This window comes from Prosthecodimorpha hirschii (genome assembly GCF_001305515.1).
Taxonomy (GTDB): domain Bacteria; phylum Pseudomonadota; class Alphaproteobacteria; order Rhizobiales; family Ancalomicrobiaceae; genus Prosthecodimorpha; species Prosthecodimorpha hirschii.
Map to the genome: position 1 here is coordinate 4,102,854 of NZ_LJYW01000001.1, position 19,561 is coordinate 4,122,414.

At 70.0% G+C, this 19,561-nt stretch carries 18 protein-coding genes; 16 read left to right on the top strand and 2 right to left on the bottom strand.

Features of this window, described 5'->3' with window-relative positions:
- Positions 1-179 precede the first annotated feature (179 nt).
- Both ABB55_RS18025 and ABB55_RS18030 read left to right on the top strand, forming a co-directional pair.
- Entirely contained in the window at positions 180-953 is a 774-nt protein-coding gene (locus ABB55_RS18025; protein WP_054360037.1) for an alpha/beta fold hydrolase, read from the top strand.
- A 341-nt stretch (positions 954-1,294) separates the two neighbouring features.
- Positions 1,295-1,600, top strand: coding sequence for a hypothetical protein (locus ABB55_RS18030; protein ID WP_054360038.1), 306 nt, complete (start codon positions 1,295-1,297; stop codon positions 1,598-1,600).
- 50 nt (positions 1,601-1,650) lie between these two features.
- Here ABB55_RS18030 and ABB55_RS18035 read toward each other — a convergent pair whose 3' ends face one another.
- A complete protein-coding gene (locus tag ABB55_RS18035; protein WP_054362149.1) occupies positions 1,651-2,703 on the bottom strand; it encodes an NADP(H)-dependent aldo-keto reductase in 1,053 nt (350 codons plus the stop codon).
- A gap of 76 nt (positions 2,704-2,779) precedes the next feature.
- On the bottom strand, positions 2,780-3,451 hold the full coding sequence (locus ABB55_RS18040; protein ID WP_054360039.1) for an arylesterase: 672 nt from the start codon (positions 3,449-3,451) through the stop codon (positions 2,780-2,782).
- Positions 3,452-3,553: 102 nt separating this feature from the next.
- Here ABB55_RS18040 and ABB55_RS18045 point away from each other — a divergent pair, with 102 nt between their 5' ends.
- The 14 genes from ABB55_RS18045 to ABB55_RS18110 all read left to right on the top strand — a co-directional run bounded on the left by ABB55_RS18045 (position 3,554) and on the right by ABB55_RS18110 (position 19,493).
- Positions 3,554-4,300, top strand: coding sequence for an ABC transporter ATP-binding protein (locus ABB55_RS18045; protein WP_054360040.1), 747 nt, complete (start codon positions 3,554-3,556; stop codon positions 4,298-4,300).
- A gap of 34 nt (positions 4,301-4,334) precedes the next feature.
- Positions 4,335-6,992: an ABC transporter permease gene (locus ABB55_RS18050; protein WP_083463723.1), complete on the top strand. Its 2,658-nt coding sequence runs from the start codon at positions 4,335-4,337 to the stop codon at positions 6,990-6,992.
- A gap of 214 nt (positions 6,993-7,206) precedes the next feature.
- The gene (locus ABB55_RS18055) at positions 7,207-8,004 is read left to right on the top strand and encodes a Bax inhibitor-1/YccA family protein (protein WP_054360041.1); all 798 of its coding nucleotides are present in this window, start codon (positions 7,207-7,209) and stop codon (positions 8,002-8,004) included.
- 163 nt (positions 8,005-8,167) lie between these two features.
- Positions 8,168-9,055 (top strand): DMT family transporter, encoded by an 888-nt coding sequence (locus ABB55_RS18060; RefSeq protein ID WP_054360042.1) that lies wholly within the window; start codon positions 8,168-8,170, stop codon positions 9,053-9,055.
- Between the two features lie 154 nt (positions 9,056-9,209).
- Entirely contained in the window at positions 9,210-10,892 is a 1,683-nt protein-coding gene (locus ABB55_RS18065; RefSeq protein ID WP_054360043.1) for an acyl-CoA dehydrogenase family protein, read from the top strand.
- Positions 10,893-11,473: 581 nt separating this feature from the next.
- Positions 11,474-12,316 (top strand): SDR family oxidoreductase, encoded by an 843-nt coding sequence (locus ABB55_RS18070; protein ID WP_054360044.1) that lies wholly within the window; start codon positions 11,474-11,476, stop codon positions 12,314-12,316.
- Between the two features lie 231 nt (positions 12,317-12,547).
- Positions 12,548-12,739: a twin transmembrane helix small protein gene (locus ABB55_RS18075; protein WP_054360045.1), complete on the top strand. Its 192-nt coding sequence runs from the start codon at positions 12,548-12,550 to the stop codon at positions 12,737-12,739.
- An 82-nt stretch (positions 12,740-12,821) separates the two neighbouring features.
- Positions 12,822-13,400: a cob(I)yrinic acid a,c-diamide adenosyltransferase gene (locus ABB55_RS18080; RefSeq protein ID WP_054360046.1), complete on the top strand. Its 579-nt coding sequence runs from the start codon at positions 12,822-12,824 to the stop codon at positions 13,398-13,400.
- A gap of 134 nt (positions 13,401-13,534) precedes the next feature.
- Entirely contained in the window at positions 13,535-14,254 is a 720-nt protein-coding gene (locus ABB55_RS18085) for a rhomboid family intramembrane serine protease (protein WP_054360047.1), read from the top strand.
- A 363-nt stretch (positions 14,255-14,617) separates the two neighbouring features.
- A complete protein-coding gene (locus ABB55_RS18090; protein ID WP_054360048.1) occupies positions 14,618-15,367 on the top strand; it encodes an electron transfer flavoprotein subunit beta/FixA family protein in 750 nt (249 codons plus the stop codon).
- A gap of 19 nt (positions 15,368-15,386) precedes the next feature.
- Positions 15,387-16,331, top strand: coding sequence for an electron transfer flavoprotein subunit alpha/FixB family protein (locus ABB55_RS18095; protein ID WP_054360049.1), 945 nt, complete (start codon positions 15,387-15,389; stop codon positions 16,329-16,331).
- A gap of 377 nt (positions 16,332-16,708) precedes the next feature.
- Positions 16,709-17,590, top strand: a complete 882-nt coding sequence (locus ABB55_RS18100; RefSeq protein WP_054360050.1) for a 3-hydroxybutyryl-CoA dehydrogenase — start codon at positions 16,709-16,711, stop codon at positions 17,588-17,590.
- Between the two features lie 99 nt (positions 17,591-17,689).
- Positions 17,690-17,941, top strand: a complete 252-nt coding sequence (locus ABB55_RS18105) for a hypothetical protein (protein ID WP_152982090.1) — start codon at positions 17,690-17,692, stop codon at positions 17,939-17,941.
- 49 nt (positions 17,942-17,990) lie between these two features.
- Positions 17,991-19,493 (top strand): class I adenylate-forming enzyme family protein, encoded by a 1,503-nt coding sequence (locus ABB55_RS18110; protein WP_054360052.1) that lies wholly within the window; start codon positions 17,991-17,993, stop codon positions 19,491-19,493.
- Positions 19,494-19,561: the final 68 nt, after the last annotated feature.

Here is a 19,561-nt window from a genome sequence, read left to right on the forward strand (position 1 = left end):
CGGTTGCGGTCGCGCGCCGGTCTCGGCTGCCGGAGCGCCTTCCCGTCCATCGGACGATTGCCTCCGGATGGGAATTGCTCAAGTCACTGACCCTGGAGCATTTCCCTATCGATTGGATGATTCCATCCCATCGGGAAATGCTCTAGGGATCGGCCCAGTTCCGCCGGAGGCCGCCGTCCATGTCGTCGATCCTGCCCCATTCCGCCCGCGGTCCGGAAGGCCGGACGCCGATCGTGTTCCTGCACGGCTTCGCCGGCTCGCGCGAGACCTGGCTCGGCCAGCAGATCGCGCTGGAGACGCGCCGGCGCACCATCGCGTTCGATCTGCCCGGCCACGGTGCCGCGCTCGACTGGCCGGAGATCGGCCATGCCGGCATCTCCGCCAAGGCGGTGATCGCATCGCTATCCGCGATGGGCATCGAGCGGTTTCACCTGGTCGGCCATTCCATGGGCGGCGCGACGGCGGTGCTGGTCGCCATGAAGCTCGCCGAGGCGGAACGGGTCGCCAGCCTGACCCTTCTGGCGCCGGGCGGCTTCGGCGACGAGATCAACCAGCGCCTGCTGCGCCGCTTCGCCGTGGCGGTCGCCGAACACGAGATCCACGCGCTCTTGGAACAGTTCTTCGGCTACGAACGGCCGGTGCCGCTGGAGATCGCCCGCCATATGGCGGCCGAGCGGCGCGACCCGCGGGTGACGGCGGCGCTCGCCCGCATCGTCGAGGCGATCCTCGACGGCGAACGCCAGAAGAGCTTCGATCTCTCCCTTCTCGGCGGGCTGCCGCATCCGGTGCGGCTGATCTGGGGCAACCAGGATCGCGTGCTGCCGACCCGGCAGTCGCGCCGCGCGCCCGGCACGGTCGGCGTCCATGTCTTCGCCGGCGTCGGGCACATGCCGCATCTGGAGGTGCCCCGCGAGGTGACGCGCATCCTGGTCGAGACCTGCGCGGCCGAGTAGACCGGGGGGAGACGTTCCGGAGCGTGATGCGGTCGACTATCGCGCCGGCCCGGAGCGCTTATGGTTCGGCACGGTCGCAACAATTCGGCATTGAACCCCCCTCCGGAATCCGACACTGTCCGGTCGCGTTCCAGGCCGGGGATCGGGTCTTGGCGGTCATCGGGCCCGGTCGGCCACGGGGTCTGGTCGGTCATGGAGCCGGTCGGTCGCGGGGATCGACAGGGAGCGGGGATCGACAGGGAGGACGGGCCGCGGGTCCGTCTGGCGGACCGCCCTGGTCGCCCACGGCATGCGTCCGAAATCTCGAAGTCAACACGCGCGATAGCGGAAGGCCCTCTGACGTGACGATCGTGGCATGCATCGCCTTCGTGCTGATCGGCATGGCGGCCGGGTTCTATCTGAAAATCAGAGGCTTGGCCGCCCTGGCCCTGCTCGCGGCGATCGCGGCCGTTCCGGCCTCCTATCTCAACGGCGAAAGCGGGCTCGGCTATCTCGTCAATCTGATCGCCTTCCCGGTCGCCATCCAGGTCGGATACTTCATCGTCCTGGTGCTGCGCGCCCTGCGCGGGGCCTCCGCCGGCATTCCCGGCGGCATCGGATCGTCGTCGCCGACGGATCGCATCGGCCTGCAGGCCGGCCGGTTCTGACATTTCGGTGCCGAAGCGCGGCGGCTGCCGCGCCCCGGTCCGGCGTCCCGTCACGGACAGGGATTGGTGTGGCGCAGGTGTATCGCGTCGATCGCGGCTTCCAGTTCGGGGCCGATGGTCACGCCCGTGGCGCCCATGCAGGTGGTCAGCTGGGCCATCGTGGTCGCGCCGAGAATGACCGACGTGACGAACGGCCGCGAGACTGCGAAGGCCAGCGCCATCTGGGAGGGGTCGAGCCCGTGCTCGGCCGCCAGATCGCAATAGGCGGCGACGGCGGCGTCGGCATGCGGGGTCTCGTAGCGCTGCAGCCGGTTGAACAGGGTCTTGCGCGCGCCGGCCGGCAGGGCGCCGTTGCGGTACTTGCCGGTCAGATAGCCCTGCGCCAGCGCCGAGTAGGCGAGCAGCCCGACCTTCTCGCGCAGCGCCACTTCGGCCAGGTTGACCTCGAAGGTCCGGTTGACCAGCGAGTAGGCGTTCTGGATCGACTGCACGCGCGCCGCACCGCTCTGCGCGGCGGCACCGAGCCAGCGCATCGTGCCCCAGGCGGTCTCGTTGGACAGGCCGATATGGCGGATGCGGCCGGCCTTCACATGCGCGTCGAGCGCGTCGAGGCTCTCCTCGATGGCGGTCTCGTCGGCGGCCGGTTCCGGCGTGCGCCAGATCACCGGGTTGGAGCCGAACTGCGGCACCGGGCGCTCGGGATAGTGGACCTGATAGAGGTCGATATAGTCGGTCTGCAGCCGCTTCAGGCTCTTGTGCACGGCTTCGTCGATCTGCCGGCGGGTCAGCCGGGTCGGCGCGCCATCGTCGCGCAGCCAGCCGTTCGGGCTGCGGCCGCTGACCTTGGTGGCCAGGACGATCTTGTCGCGGTTGCCGCGCGCGGCCAGCCAGGTGCCGATGATCCGTTCCGTCGAGCCCTGCGTCTCCGGCTTCGGCGGGATGGCGTACATCTCGGCCGTGTCGATGAAGTTGATGCCGTGGTCGAGCGCGAAGTCGAGCTGCTCGTGACCCTCGGCCTCGCTGTTCTGCTCGCCGAAGGTCATGGTGCCCAGGCAGAAGGCGCTGACCATCAGTCCGGTCGTGCCGAGCGGGCGATACTCCATGGCGCCGGGCGCCAGCAGGCCGGTTTCAGTGCGGATATTCATGCGTCGACGACTCCGGGTGGTCGGCGGCGGACCGTCACGGCCGTCGCGCCAGGGCGCGGCCGATCAGGTCCTCCACCATGGGCAGGATGCGACCCACGATCAGATCCACGCCGGCGCGGTTCGGGTGGATGCCGTCGGGCTGGTTGAGGCGGGGATCGAGGACGACGCCCTCGAGGAAGAACGGATCGTACAGAGCGCCGTGCTTTTCCGCCACCTCCCGGAAGAGGGGGTCATATGCGTTCGCATAGGCTTCGCCCATGTTGCGGGGCGCGCGCATGCCGGTGAGCAGGACCGGCATGCGCGCGGCGAGGCGGCCGACGATCTCGTCGAGGGCTGCGCGGGTGGTCGCCGGGGGCAGCCCGCGCAACGCATCGTTGGCGCCGAACTCGACGATCGCCGCATCCGCGTCCTCCGGCGTCGACCAGTCCAGCCGGGCGAGGCCCTGGTCGGAGGTGTCGCCGGAGACGCCGGCATTGATCACTTCGACGTGATGCCTCTTCGCCTTGAGCGCCGCCTCCAGGCGCACCGGAAAGGCGTCGCCGGGCGGCAGTCCGTAGCCGGCGGTCAGGCTGTCGCCGAGCGCGACGATGCGGACCCTACGGCCGGCCGGCGCGGCGGCCCATCCGGTGCCGGTGGCGGCCGGGCCGAGCGACGCGAGGCTGGCCAGGGCGGCGAGAACGCTGCGGCGGGACGGGGTTGCGGTCATGGAAAAGACTCCGGCCTGTCATCTGGATCCCGGGCGGGCACCTCCCATATGAGCCCGCTGAGGCCCCGCGACCAGGGGCGTCCCAACCGCGGAGCGTCGCATTTGTCCGAACCCCTCGTCGACCTTGCGGATCTTCGCCTGACCCTCGGCAAGGGGGCCGTCGCCGTCGAGGTGCTGAAGGGGGCCACGCTGGCGGTCGAGGCCGGCGAATCGGTCGGCATCGTCGGGCCGTCCGGCTCGGGCAAGTCGACCCTGCTGATGGTCATGGCCGGCCTGGAACGGGTCCAGTCCGGCCGGGTCCGCGTCGCGGGCGCCGACCTCTCGGCGATGGACGAGGACCAGCTGGCGCTGTTCCGGGGCCGGCATGTCGGCATCGTGTTCCAGTCGTTCCACCTCGTGCCCAACATGACGGCGCTGGAGAATGTCGCGGTGCCGCTGGAACTCGCGGGCATCCCGCAGGCCTTCGAGCGGGCGCGCGCCGAGCTGGCCGCGGTCGGCCTCGCGCAGCGGACCGGGCACTATCCGGCCGAGATGTCGGGCGGCGAGCAGCAGCGGGTCGCGATCGCGCGCGCCCTGGTCGGGCGGCCGGACATCGTCATCGCCGACGAGCCGACCGGCAATCTCGATGCCGCGACCGGCGGGCAGGTCGCCGACCTTCTGTTCGCCAAGCAGGCCGAGCGCGGCGCGACCCTGGTGCTGGTCACCCATGACGCGTCGCTGGCCCGGCGCTGCTCGCGCATGGTCCATGTCTCGGGCGGCCGGATCGTCGCCGGACCCGACGCGACGACCGAGGCCGCGCCGGTGGCGGTGTCCGGAGCGGCCGCGGCCCTGTCGGCGGCCGGGGCGTGACCCGGCGATGACGGCTCTGCTTGAGAGGATCCGCATGCTCCTGTCGCCGCCCGCCGACCGGCATCCGCGCGCGGCCGACGGGCCGGGCGGCGAACGGGCCGTCGCCGCCGCCCAGTCCTTCCAGGCCGCCCAATCCCTGGCGACCGCATTGCGCTTCGCCCTGCGCGAGCTGCGCGGCGGGCTCGGCGGGTTCCGCATCTTCATTCTGTGCATCGCGCTCGGCGTGGCGGCGATCGCGGGCGTCAACTCGGTGCGCCGCGCCATGACCGAAACCATCGCCGAGGAGGGCCAGAGCATCCTCGGCGGCGACCTCGCCTTCGCGCTGGTCAATCGCGAGGCGAGCCCGGCGGAGGCCGCCAGCATCGGCCGGCTCGGCACGGTGTCGGTCGCCGCGACGCTGCGCGCCATGGCGCGCAAGGGCGACGGCGTCGACCAGACTCTGGTCGAGATCAAGGCGGTCGATGCCGCCTATCCGCTTTACGGCCGGCTGGAGGCCGAGACGGCCGGCGGCGCGATCGTTGAAGACGCGCGCGGACTGCTCGCCCGCGACGACCGCGGCCGCTACGGCGCGCTGGTCGAGGTTCCGCTGATGGTCCGGCTCGGCCTGGCGATCGGCGACGAGATCTCGGTCGGTACCGCGAAGTTCACGGTCGCCGGGGTGGTCCGGTCCGAGCCCGACAAGGTCGCCGGCGGCGTCGGCTTCGGGCCGCGGCTGCTGATCGGCGTGGCGGCCTTGCGCGAGACCGGGCTGCTGCAGCCCGGCAGCCTGGTGCGCTGGCACTACCGGGTGAAGCTCGCCTCCCAGGTCGACGACGAGGCCGGGTTGCGGGCGCTCGCCAACGGTATCGAGACGGCCCATCCGGATGCCGCCTTCGAGACGCGCAGCCGCGCCAATGCGGCGCCGAGCCTGAAGCGCAACATCGACCGCTTCGCGCAGTTCCTGACCCTGGTCGGGCTGACCGCGCTGATCGTCGGCGGCGTCGGTGTCGCCAATGCGGTCAGGGCCTATCTCGACGGCAAGCGCGACGTGATCGCGACGCTGAAATGCCTCGGCGCGTCCGGCAGCTTCGTCTTCCGGGTCTATTTCCTGCAGATCCTGGCGATCGCCGGCCTCGGCATCGCCGCCGGCCTGGTCCTCGGGTCGATCGCCCCGCCGATCGCCGGCTATTTCCTGTCCGGCGTGCTGCCGATCGGCACGCGGGCCGCGCTCTATCCGGCCGAACTCGGCCTCGCCGTCGCCTACGGCTTCCTGGTCGCGATCGCCTTCGCCAGCATGCCGCTCGGCCGGGCTCACGACGTGCCGCCGACGGCGCTGTTCCGCGACGCCGTGGAGCCGGACCGGCGCCTGCCGCGGCCGCGCTATCTTGTGCTGGTCGGCGCGGCGCTCGCGGGTCTTGCCGCCCTGGCGCTCGGGCTCGCCGAGGACCGTGTCGCCGCGCTCCTCTATCTCGCCGCGCTCGGCGCCGCCTTCGGGCTCCTGCGCCTCGTCGCCCTCGGCGTGATCGCGCTCGCCGCCCGGATGCCGTCGCCGCCTTCGGCCGAACTGCGCCTCGCCTTGCGCAACATCCACCGGCCCGGCGCGCCGACCGGGTCGGTCGTGCTGTCGCTCGGGCTGGGCATGACGCTGCTCGTCACCCTGGCGCTCGTCGACGCCAATCTGCGCGACCAGATCCGCCAGCAGCTGCCGAAGCATGCGCCGAGCTTCTTCTTCATGGACGTGCCCAACCGCCAGGTGCCCGAGTTCAATGCCCTGGTGCGGCGCGAGGCGCCCGACGCGCAGCTGGTCGACGTGCCCATGCTGCGCGGCCGGATCGTCGCGCTGAAGGGCGTGCCGGCCGCCAGCGTGACTCCGGCGCGCGAGGCGGCCTGGGTGCTGACCGGAGACCGCGGCATCACCTATGCGGACAGTCTGCCGGAGAATTCCCGGCTGGTCGCGGGCTCCTGGTGGGCCAAGGACTATGCCGGCCCGCCGCTGGTCTCCTTCGAGGAGGACATCGCCCGCGGGCTCGGCCTCGGCATCGGCGACAGCGTGCGGGTCAACGTGCTCGGCCGGGAGTTCGAGGCGAAGATCGCCAATTTCCGCCGGCTGCAATGGGAGACGCTCGGCATCAACTTCGTGATGGTGTTCTCGCCCAACACCTTCCGCGGGGCGCCGCATTCCTTCCTGGCCACGGTCACCTGGGCCGATGGCGGCACGGCCGACAAGGAGGTCGACCTCCTGCGCAAGGTCACCGCGGCCTTCCCGGTCGTGACCACGATCCGCGTCAAGGACGCCCTGCAGGCGGTCGACGATCTGGTCGGCAAGCTCGCCGACGGCGTCGGGGCGGCGGCCGGCGTGACGCTCGCGACGGCCGTGCTGGTCCTGGCCGGCGCGCTCGCGGCCGGCCAGCGCCGGCGCATCTACGACGCCGTGGTCTTGAAGACGCTCGGGGCGACGCGGCGGCGCATCCTGACCGCCTTCGCCTTCGAATATGGCCTCGTCGGTCTGGCCGCGGCGCTGTTCGGGCTGATCGCCGGCAGTGCGGCGGCCTGGATGGTCCTGTCCAGGATCATGGGCCTGACCTTTGCGCTGGATCCGGCCGTTGCGATCGGCTCGGTCGCCCTGGCGCTCGTCGCCACGCTCGGTTTCGGCCTCTACGACACCTGGCGGGCCCTCGGTGCCAAGGCGGCCCCGGTGCTCCGCCACTTGTGACAAGGGCCCGTCACGATTGTCATGCGATCCGGGTCCGGGCGGGCGCGAATTCCCATTTCGGCCGAGACTGTTGACCTTGCGCAAGGAATGGGCGCCAAGATGATATTTTCCTGACCGATGCCGCTTGCGGAGGAGCGCAACCCCTCCCATATTGTCGATGACCGCCGCAGTCCTGATGCGGTGGACCGTATCGATTTCGAAAGGGAACTCACCGATGTCGAACTTCGGGAACCAGTACGCGCGGTTCGGCTCGACCGTGGCGCGCGCGGATGCCCAGGCCATCGATCAGGGCCTGCGCTCCTACATGCTCTCGATCTACAACTACATGACGATCGGCGTGGCCGTCACCGGCCTTGCGGCGTTCTTCATCTACACGCTGTCGATCACCACGCCGGGCGCGGCCGATGCCGTGCAGACCCTGCGCGGCGGCGTCGCGCTGACCCAGTTCGGCTACACGCTGTTCGTCAGCCCGCTGAAGTGGGTGATCATGTTCGCGCCGCTCGGCCTCGTGTTCTTCCTGGGCTTCCGCGTCCAGACCATGAGCGTGGCGGCGGCGCAGGGCGTGTTCTGGCTCTACGCGGCCCTGGTCGGCGTATCGCTCGCGACGATCTTCATGATCTACACGCACGCCTCCATCACGCGCGTGTTCTTCATCACCGCCGCCACCTTCGGCGCGCTGTCGCTCTACGGCTACACGACCTCGAAGTCGCTGTCGGCCTGGGGGTCGTTCCTGTTCATGGGTCTGGTCGGCATCCTGATCGCCAGCATCGTGAACATCTTCCTGGCTTCGTCGGCGCTGCAGTTCGCCATCTCGGTGATCGGCGTGCTGGTCTTCGCCGGCCTGACCGCCTACGACACGCAGAAGCTCAAGGAAGAGTATATCTACGCCCTCGACGGCGCCGATCAGGCGACCATCGGCCGCTCGGCCATCATGGGTGCGCTGACGCTCTACCTCGACTTCATCAACCTCTTCACCATGCTGCTGCAGCTGTTCGGTCAGAAGAACGACTGATCCGGCCCGGCGAAGCTGGAAGCCATCCGTTGACGGGGCGCGGTCCGCAAGGGCCGCGCCCCTCGCGTTTCGGGCAGCGCGACCCGGCCCGCGCCGACCCTGCAGGGCAGCCGCGACCGCCGCGGCCGTTGCATGCGCGCCCGCCGACCGCTAGGCCTCACCGATGAACGCGCGCAGCCTCGGTCTCGGCCTGATCCCGGCCCTCTTCGTCTTCCTGTGGTCGACCGGCTGGGTCGCGGCGCGCTACGTGACGCCCTATGCGGATCCGCTGACCTTCCTGGCCGTGCGCTTCGGCCTCGCCGCCGTGCTGATCGGCACCTATGCGCTGACCTTCGGCGCCGGCCTGCCGCGCGATCCGCGCTTCATCCTGCATGCCCTGATCACCGGCGCGCTGCTGCACGGCCTCTATCTCGGCGGCGTCTGGTGGGCGATCGCCCACGGCATCCCGGCCGGCCTCTCCGCCCTGATCGCATCGGTCCAGCCGCTCCTGACGGCCTTGCTGGCGCCGCGCCTGCTCGGCGAGATGCTGACCACCCGCCGCAAGCTCGGCGTCGCGCTCGGCTTCATCGGTCTCGTCATCGCGCTGTCGCCGAAGCTCGCCGGCCTGGGATCGGACCACGTCGCCGGCGTGCTCGGTCCGCTCGCCGTCAATCTCGTCGGCATGGTGGCGGTGACGGCCGGCACCTTCTGGCAGAAGCGCTTCCTGCAGGGCGGCGACCTGCGCACCATCGCGGCGCTGCAATATTGCGCCGCCTTCGCGACCGTCGCGCCGCTGGCCTTGGCGACCGAATCCCTGCGCTTCGAACCGACCCCGGAGCTGTTCTTCGCGCTGGCCTGGTCGGTGCTGGTGCTGTCGATCCTGACCATCGCCCTCTACCTGTTCCTGATCCGGCGCGGCGAGGTCAGCCGGGCCGCCGTGCTGATCTATCTGGTGCCGCCGGTCTCCGCCCTGCAGGCCTGGGCGCTGATCGGGGAGATGCTGACCCCGATCCAGTTCGCCGGCATGGCCGTAACGGTTGCCGGGGTGGCGCTCGCCTCGAGCCGCGGCTGATCGGCACGCCTCCCGCCGAATTGGCCGCGCGCGGCCCCTTGCGGCGAAAGGCCCACGAAGGTCGCGCTTGCGGTCCTCGCCGGCATCCATATTTTCCCGCACCGCAACACGTGCGACAGTGACGCGGACGCCGCCGCGTTCCGGGGAGGTTCAGATGACACTCGCAGCCGTTTCGCTCGATCCCGCGCCCGCCCTGATCCCGGCCGCCCGTGCCGCCGTCGGCGCGCTCGACCGGTTCCTCGACCGCGCCCGCGACCGGGTCCGCGCCCGGGTCGAGAAGGACGGCCGCATCTCGGCCGATCTGGTCGATCGCGAGCAGCGCGCCGCCCATGGCCTCGCCTGGCTGGCCACTTACGTGGAATCGCTGCGCGAGATGGCCGGCTATGCCGAGCGCCTGAGCGATCTCGGCCGCTTCGGACCGGTCGAGACGGCGATCGTGCGCGTCGCCTTCGGCGAGTATCTGGCCCAGATCCCGGGCGGCATCCCGATGAACCAGGGCGAGTTCGTCCGCCCGGCCGATCTCGGCCTCGGCGACGCCGACCTGGCGCTGCTGCGCACCCCCGAGATCCTGCACCTGATCGAGACCGGCAACACGGTCGCCAACCGCGCCGTCCTGGTCGAGGCGATGACCCGGTCGGAGGGCGCGCTGACCGTCGGCGATACCGGCCTCGACGACACGCTCGACCAGTTCCGAAGCGAGATGTTCAAGTTTGCCGCCGACGCCGTCGTGCCGCATGCGCACGAATGGCACCTGAAGAACGAGTATATCCCGATGGAGGTGGTCGGCCAGCTGGCCGAGCTCGGCGTCTTCGGCCTGACCATTCCGGAGGAGTTCGGCGGGCTGGGTCTCGGCAAGGAATCCATGTGCGTCGTCTCCGAGGAGCTGTCGCGCGCCTATATCGGCGTCGGCTCGCTCGGCACCCGTTCGGAGATCGCCGCCGAACTGATCCTCGGCGGCGGCACGCCCGCCCAGAAGGCCGAATGGCTGCCGCAGATCGCCTCCGGGGCGGTGCTGCCGACGGCCGTGTTCACCGAGCCCAATACCGGATCCGACCTCGGCTCGCTGCGCACCCGCGCCGTGCGGGAGGGCGATGTCTGGAAGGTCTCGGGCAACAAGACCTGGATCACCCATCCGGTCCGGGCCGACCTGATGACGCTCCTGGTGCGCACCGATCCGAACCAGCCCGGCTATCGCGGCCTCTCCATGCTGCTGGCGCCGAAGCCGCGCGGCACCGATGCCGAGCCCTTCCCGGCGGAAGGCATGTCGGGCGGCGAGATCGAGGTGCTTGGCTATCGCGGCATGAAGGAATACGAAATCGCCTTCGACGGCTTCACGGTGCCGGCCGACAACCTGCTCGGCGGCGTCGAGGGGCAGGGCTTCAAGCAGCTGATGCAGACCTTCGAATCCGCCCGCATCCAGACCGCGGCGCGCGCCATCGGCGTCGCCCAGTGCGCGCTCGATCTCGGCCTGCGCTACGCCCAGGAGCGCATCCAGTTCGGCAAGCCGCTGATCGCCTTCCCGCGCGTCGCCGACAAGCTGGCCATGATGGCGGTCGAGGTGATGATCGCGCGCCAGCTGACCTATTTCGCCGCGCGCCAGAAGGATCACGACAAGCGCTGCGACCTGGAGGCCGGCATGGCCAAGCTGCTCGGCGCCCGCGTCGCCTGGGCGGCGGCCGACAACGCGCTCCAGATCCACGGCGGCAACGGCTTCGCGCTCGAATATCCGGTCTCGCGGGTTTTGTGCGACGCCCGGATCCTGAACATTTTCGAGGGCGCGGCCGAGATCCAGGCGCAGGTGATCGCCCGCCGCATCCTCGACGGCGGCAACGGCTGAGGCCCGCAAAACGGACCCGCAGAATTGGGGGGTTGGCAGACAGCCCCCCGTCATGGAGTTTCCTAACGGCAGGTTTTCAGGGGATTCTTGCCAAAAACTTGAAAAACCGGTCGGTGTCCCCGACCGGTTCTTTTTTATGATTTGGCAGGTCCGTGGGCGGCGCCGGGGGCCTCGGCGAGGGCGCGCGGACGGCGCCGGGATCCGGTCGGTCGCCGGCCGGACGCCATTGCGGCACGGTTAACCGGCCCCCCGGATCGCAGGCGGTCGCATTAACCCTCCGGTAGGAATGGTGTTGCTGACTGTAATCGTCCATGCGATGAAATGCATACACGGTGATTGCATGCTCTGGGCGAAGCCGGTCGGGACCTCCCGACCGGCTTTCGTCTTTTTGCGGCTCGGGCGACGGCGCGGGACTCTCGTTGTCAGGCGTGCTGCGGCACGCGGCGTGCTACGGAGAGGGCCGAACTCTTCCGAGGCAGGATGGGCCGTCGGCCGCCCCGCCATCCGACGGATCGTGCTGCCTCCATCCAGACCACGGTGCCCCCACGGGTGCATCGCGAGACCGCTCAAAGGAGACCCGCATGCTGCCGCGAACCATCCTGGTCACCGGCGCGTCGACCGGCATCGGCCGGGCCGCCGCCGTGATGCTGAAGGCGCGCGGCTGGCGCGTCTTCGCGACGGCGCGGACCGAGGCCGACCTGGCCGCGCTGGCGGCGCTCGACCTCGAGCCGCTGCGCCTCGACTATCGCGAGGCCGGCAGCATCGCGGCCTGCGCCGAGGCCGTGCTGGAGCGGACGGGCGGCCGGATCGGTGCGCTCTTCAACAACGGCGCCTACGGTCAGCCGGGCGCGGTCGAGGATCTACCGACCGACATCCTGCGCGCGCAGTTCGAGGCCAACCTGTTCGGCTGGCACGATCTGACCTGCCGGCTGATCCCCGCCATGCGGGCCAACGGCGCCGGCCGCATCGTGCAGTGTTCCTCCGTACTCGGGATCGTCGCGATGAAGTATCGCGGCGCCTATATCGCCTCGAAATTCGCGCTCGAGGGCCTGACCGATACGCTGCGCCAGGAGCTGCACGGCAGCGGCATCACGGTTTCGACCATCCGTCCCGGCCCGATCGCGACCCGCTTCGTGTCGACCGCGATGGCGGCCTTCGTGGCGAATATCGACATCGACGGTTCGGCCCATCGCGACATCTACCGGCGCCGGCTCGGGCGGATGGAACGCGGCGGTGCGGGGCGCTTCAAATTGCCGCCCGAGGCGGTGGTCGACCGGCTGATCCATGCTGTCGAAAGCGACCGGCCGAAACCCTACTATTCGGTCACCGTGCCGACCTATGTGATGGACGTGGTCCGGCGCCTCCTGCCGGGCCGCGCACTGGTCGGCTTCCTGCGCCGCGTTTCCGATCGGGAAGACCGTTAGGCCTATCGGCCCTGAGAAGCTGGTCGCCGGACGGCGGGCGCCGGAATCGGTCCGGCACGGCCGGCCATCCGACCGCCCGCTTCCGGCGTATGCCGGGTCGGCGGCGTCGGGGGTTGCGGGCCTGCCGGCAAGCCGGCAAGGTCGCGCGCCCGGAGCCGGCCTGCGATCGATCGGGCCGCGGCCTGCTCGTTCCCGTGAATCGCCTGCCTCGCCGAGGCCGAAGGACCCGCCATGGAAAGTATCGTCAACATGCTCGTGCCTTTCGCCATCCTGGCGGTCGGCGTCGTCCTGCTGCTCGGCCTGATCAACATGGCGCGCGGCGGCAGTCCGAACACCTCGCAGAAGCTGATGCGCTGGCGCGTCGGCCTGCAATTCGTGGCCATCGTGGTGATCATGACGGCGATCTGGCTGATGGGGCGCTGAGGCGCCGGATCGCATCCGCAACAGGGACAGACGGCCGCGCCCGGGTCTTCCGGACGGCGGCCCGCCAAGGGGAGACACGGACGTGGTCGTCCTGAACCGCATCTACACCCGCACCGGCGACGACGGCTCGACGGCGCTGTCGACCGGCGAGCGCCGGCCGAAATTCGATCTCCGCATCGAAGCCTACGGCACGGTCGACGAGACCAACGCCACGGTCGGTCTGGCCCGTCTGCACACCGGTGCGGCGGCGCCGGTGGTCGACGCCATGCTGGCACGCATCCAGAACGACCTGTTCGATCTCGGTGCCGATCTGGCGACGCCGGAGGGCAAGCCGGTCGCCTGGGAGCCGCTGCGCATCACGGCCGCACAGGTCGAGCGGATCGAGCGCGAGATCGACGAACTCAACACCGATCTGAAGCCGCTGCGGTCCTTCGTGCTGCCCGGCGGATCGCCGGCCGCCGCCCATCTGCATCTCGCCCGCACCGTCTCGCGGCGCGCGGAACGGCTGATGGTGCAGCTGGCCGGCCAGCCGGACGAGATCGTCGGCACAGCGGCGCTGCACTACGTCAACCGGCTGTCCGACTTCTTCTTCGTGGCCGCCCGCTGGGTCAACGATTGCGGTGCGGCCGACGTGCTGTGGGTGCCGGGCCAGAACCGGTGATCCGGCCGGGTGGCGGGTCGCTTCCGGCGGCCGGCCTGCCTGAGGCCGGAGCCGGACGGTCGCCGGTTCCGGCCCTATCCGCGGCGCGGCTTTCGCGCCTATGATGGCCGATCGTCCGCCGGAGCCGGCCCCCCGTGTTCATTCCCCTGCATGATGCCAATCCGCTGCGCCATGTCGCCTTTCCGTATGTCACCTGGGGGCTGATCGGCATCACGGTCGCCGTCCATGCCGCGATCTGGCTGGCGGCCCAAACCACGCTCATTCCCAATGCCGAGACCGGTGCCACGGTCGCCTTCGGGGTGATTCCGAGCGTGGTCGAGGGCATCCGGCGCATGCCGGCCATCTACGATCTCGTGCCGCCGCCGGTGACGCTGGTCTCCTACGCCTTCCTGCATGCCGACATGTGGCATCTGGCCGGCAACATGGTCTTCCTCTGGGTGTTCGGCGACAATGTCGAGGACGCCTTCGGGCATCTGAAGTTCCTCGCCTTCTACCTGGTCAGCGCGGCGGTGGCGGGCGGCGCCCATGTCCTCCTCAATCCGACGTCCGACCTGCCCCTGATCGGCGCGTCCGGGGCGATCGCCGCCATCGTCTCCGCCTATCTGATCCTGCATCCGCGGGTCCGGCTGTGGATCCTGGCGCTCGGCCGGATTCCGCTGCCGATCCCGGCCTGGCTGGCGCTCGGCGCCTGGATCCTGTTCCAGTTCTACAATGTTGCGGTGCACCAGGGCGACAACGTCGCCTGGTGGGCCCATATCGGCGGGCTGGCGGCCGGTGCCGCGCTGGTGCTCGTGCTGCGCCGGCCCGGCGTCCGGCTGTTCGACACCGGAACCGATCTCGGCGCCGCCGCGTGACCGGTTTCGATCCCTTCGGTCACGTTGACTTGGCCGCACTGCATCATTAGCGTCCCAGCGCACTTTCGTGTCGCTCTCGACAAAGACGATCCGCTTCCGTCAGGCCAGGACGTCCTCTTACCGCGCTGAGGGTTCGGCGGATCGCCGGAACATCCCGAAGCCGGATGGACTGATCCGTGTGGCTCGGGATCCGGAACGGCCGAGCGCCGGTCTGCCTCCCGTCGGGGGCAGGGCGCGCGACGTCGGGTCCGCGGACGTCCGGCGCCACGGCGTCGCGTCGTCTTCGGAGGCGGCGGGGAATTCTGAGGGGCGCCGCCGGGCCCGGCCGGGTTCGCAAGGCGCCGTGAGACAGGGCTGTCGATCATGAAGATACTCGTGCCCGTCAAGCGGGTGGTGGACTACAACGTCAAGATCCGCGTCAAGCCGGACGGCTCCGGGGTCGACCTCGCCAACGTCAAGATGTCGATGAATCCGTTCGACGAGATCGGCGTCGAGGAGGCCCTGCGCCTGAAGGAAGCCGGCAAGGCGACCGAGGTGGTGGTGGTCTCGATCGGACCGGCCCAGGCGGCCGAGACGCTGCGCACCGGCCTCGCCATGGGCGCCGACCGCGGCATCCTGGTCAAGACCGACGCCGCGGTGGAGCCGCTGGCGGTGGCCAAGATCCTGAAGGGTGTCGTCGAGGCGGAGGCCCCGGGTCTCGTCATCCTCGGCAAGCAGGCGATCGACGACGACTGCGCCCAGACCGGCCAGATGCTGTCGGCCCTGCTCGGCTGGTCGCAGGGCACCTTCGCCTCCAAGGTCGTCATCGACGGCGACGTGCTGTCGGTGACCCGCGAGGTCGACGGCGGCCTGCAGACCGTCAAGCTGAAGATGCCGGCCATCGTGACCACCGACCTGCGCCTCAACGAGCCGCGCTATGCGTCGCTGCCGAACATCATGAAGGCGAAGAAGAAGCCGATCGACGAGAAGACCCCGGCCGATTTCGGCGTCGACACGACGCCGCGGCTGAAGGTGCTGACGACCGTCGAGCCGGGTGCCCGCAAGGCCGGCGTGAAGGTCGGCTCGGTCGCCGAGCTGGTCCAGAAGCTGAAGTCCGAAGCCGGCGTGATCTGAGCGCGAGGAGACCGGAACCATGACCATTCTTCTCGTCGCCGAACACGACAACGCGTCCCTGAAGGACGCCACCCACAAGGCGCTCTCGGCCGCCCAGGCCATGGGCGGCGACATCCAAGTGCTGGTCGCGGGCGAGAATGCCGCCGCGGCGGCCCAGGAGGCCGCCGGCCTTGCCGGGGTCGCCAAGGTGCTGCATGCCGAAGGTGCCGGCCTCGCCCATGCGCTGGCCGAGCCGCTGTCGGCGCTGATCGTCTCGCTCGCCGGCCCCTATGACGCGATCGTCGCCCCGGCCACCACGACCGGCAAGAACGTCATGCCGCGCGTCGCCGCGCTGCTCGACGTGATGCAGATCTCGGACGTGACCAAGGTCGTCTCCGCCGACACCTTCGAGCGGCCGATCTATGCCGGCAACGCCACCCAGACCGTGCAGTCGACCGACGCCAAGAAGGTCGTCACCGTGCGCATCGCCGCCTTCCCGGCGGCCGGCACCGGCGGCTCGGCCCCGGTCGAGACGGTCGGCGGCGCGTCCGATCCCGGCCTCTCCACCTTCGTCGGCGAGGAACTGTCGAAGTCGGACCGTCCGGAACTGACCTCGGCGCGGATCATCGTCTCCGGCGGCCGCGCGATGCAGAGCCGCGAGAACTTCACGACCTATATCGAACCGGTCGCCGACAAGCTCGGCGCCGCCATCGGCGCCAGCCGCGCGGCGGTCGATGCGGGCTACGCGCCGAACGACTGGCAGGTCGGCCAGACCGGCAAGGTCGTGGCGCCCGAGCTCTATGTGGCGGTCGGCATTTCCGGGGCGATCCAGCATCTCGCCGGCATGAAGGACTCCAAGGTGATCGTCGCGATCAACAAGGACGAGGAGGCGCCGATCTTCCAGGTCGCCGATTACGGCCTGGTCGCGGACCTCTATCAGGCGCTGCCCGAACTCGCCGCCGAACTCGGCAAGCTCGGCCGCTGAGAGGCGGTCGGATCGCGGCCGTGAGGCCGTGAGGCGGACTGTCGCAGGTCGCAAACGGGCGGGAGCCAGGCGTTCCCGCCCGTTTGCATTGCCGGCGCGGCGATCTTTGCGATCGCGATCAAGCCTTTCGGCCGCACCGGCCGGGACGGCCCCCTGAAAGCCCGCAGCGCAGCATTTCGACGATCCGACGGCTTGTACGCCAGACGGACCGCGTTAGGATGGCGGCCCGCTCGACGCCGCCCGCCGCGGCATTCGGAGACCCGGTTTCCCGGGCGGTGCCGCAACGGATTGCGGCGATGGATCCGGCATGGATCGCATTCCATGCCTCCGGCCGGCGGTCCGGGGGCATGGCACGCGATCGGAGAGCGAGACGGACGATGGGAATAGAGATCAAGAAGGTCGGCGTGATCGGGTCCGGCCAGATGGGCAACGGCATCGCCCATGTCTGCGCGCTCTCTGGATATGACGTCGCGCTGAACGACATCTCGCTCGACCGCATCCAGTCGGGGCTGGCCACCATCAACGGCAACCTGACCCGCCAGGTGAACAAGAACCAGATCAGCGAGGCCGAGCGCGTCACGACGCTCGCCCGCATTTCCGCGGCCGAGAACCTGGATGCGCTGGCCGATTGCGATCTGGTCATCGAGGCGGCGACCGAGAACGAGCAGATCAAGCGCAAGATCTTCGCCCAGATCTGTCCGCTCCTGAAGCCCTCCGCACTTCTGGCGACCAACACCTCGTCGATCTCGATCACGCGGCTCGCCGCCTCGACCGACCGGCCGGAGAAGTTCGTCGGCGTTCATTTCATGAACCCGGTGCCGCTGATGCAGCTCGTCGAGCTGGTGCGCGGCATCGCGACCGACGATCCGACCTTCGACGCCTGCAAGGCCTTCGTCCTGCGGCTCGGCAAGGTCTCGACGGTGGCCGAGGACTTCCCGGCCTTCATCGTCAACCGCATCCTGCTGCCGATGATCAACGAGGCGATCTACACGCTCTACGAGGGCGTCGGCTCGGTCGATGCCATCGACACCGCCATGCGGCTCGGCGCCAACCATCCGATGGGCCCGCTGCAGCTGGCCGATTTCATCGGCCTGGATACCTGCCTGTCGATCATGCAGGTGCTCTACGAGGGGCTGGCCGATTCGAAGTACCGCCCGTGCCCGCTGCTGGTGAAATATGTCGAGGCCGGCTGGCTCGGCCGGAAGACCCAGCGCGGCTTCTACGACTACCGCGGCGAGAAGCCGATCCCGACCCGCTGAGCGGGGCGGGGCGCGGAAAGGGTCCGGTCATGGTCGTTTACGAATCGTGAAGGTGTGGCGTGCCATCCTCGTCCCCTGATCGATCTGGAAGCGGCCATCATGGCGATCTCTGGCATCTCCAAGTACCGGCCGCAGCTCTACACGCCGCGCAACCTGTCCTACATGAACAAGCAGGCGGCGAACTCGGCGCGCGACTCGATCTCGTCGGCGGCCGACACCTTCGCGTCGCAGATGACCGATTTCGGGTCGAGCCAGGTCACGCTGATCATCCAGCAGACCGCGCAGCGCATCCAGGCGCAGGCGCGGGCGAAGCTGGCCGCCAGCACCAGTTCGCTGAACCTGATCGCCTGATCCGCCGCACCGCGACCTGCCGCATGGGGCCGCTTTCCCGGAGCGCGGCATGAGCGCGCCGCCCCCCGTCCGCTTCAATCTTGCCGCCCATTGCCTCGCCGCGGCCGACCGGGTGCCCGACAAGGCCGCCTTGATGGTCGCCGAAGGTCCGCGCGGGCGGATCGCCGAGACCTGGACCTATGCGGCCTTCCGCGACGCGGCGCTGGCCGCGGCCGGCGGCTTTGCCGCGGCCGGGCTGGCGCGGGGCGACCGCATCCTGCTGCGGGTCGGCAACACCTCGCTGTTCCCGGTCCTGTTCCTCGGCGCCATCGCGGCCGGCTTCGTGCCGATCCCGACCTCGACCCAACTCACCGGAACCGAGGCCGACCTGATCCTTGCCGATTCGGGCGCCCGTCTGGTCGTCGGCGACGGTTCCGGCGCCATGCCGGCGGCGCGCGACGGCGTCGCGGCGATCGACGATCCGTCGCGGCTGACCGCCGCCCGGCCGGCAGGCTTCTCCGACACCCTGGCCGACGATCCGGCCTTCCTGGTCTATACGTCGGGCACCAGCGGGCGCCCGAAGGGCGTGCTCCATGCCCAGCGGGTCATCCTCGGCCGGCGGCCGATGTATCGCGGCTGGTATGGGATCGGGCCGGACGACCGCCTGTTTCATGCCGGCGCCTTCAACTGGACCTACACGCTCGGCGCCGGCCTGATGGACCCCTGGGTCAACGGCGCGACCAGCATCGTCCATCTCGGCGACCGGCCGCCGGAGATCTGGCCCGACCTCCTGGAGGCGACCGGCGCGACCCTGTTCGCCGCCGTGCCGGGTCTCTACCGGCGCATCCTGAAATATGCCGCGATCGGCCCGGAGCGGATGCCGGCGCTGCGCCACGGCCTTTCGGCCGGCGAGGCGCTGAAGGCGGCGCTGCACGACGAATGGGTCGCCCGTACCGGCCGCCCGCTCTACGAGGCGCTCGGCATGAGCGAGATCTCGACCTATCTCTCCTCCGGCCCCGACGTGCCGACCCGACCGGGCAGCCCCGGCAAGCCGCAGGCCGGGCGCCGGCTCGCGGTCCTGCCGGTCGCCGGCGGTGCGACGCCGCTCGGCCCCGGCGAGACCGGCATCCTGGCGATCGACCGGTCGGATCCGGGCCTGATGCTCGGCTACTGGAACCTGCCGGCCGAGACGGCGGCGCAGATGCGCGGGGACTGGTTCCTGACCGGCGATCTCGCGCGCTTCGATGCCGACGGCTATGTCTGGTATGAGGGCCGCGCCGACGACCAGATGAATGCGCAGGGCTACCGCGTCGCCCCCGAAGAGGTCGAGCGGGCGATCGCCGACCATCCGGACGTGGCCGAGGTGGCGGTCGCGGAGGTCGCAGGCGCAGCGGTCTCGGTGGTCACCGCCTTCGTGGTGCTGCGCGAGGGGGCGGCGGCCGATGCGACGACGCTTGCCGCCCACGCGGCGACGCGGCTGGCCGACTACAAGCGCCCGCGCGCCTGGGTCTTTCTCGAAGAACTGCCGCGCACCGCCTCCGGCAAGGTCCTGAGGCGGGCGTTGCGCGGGTAATGGTCTAAGACTGGGTTGCTCGATCGAGACGGCCGGGAACCATCCGTTTCGACCGAGCAACCGGACAG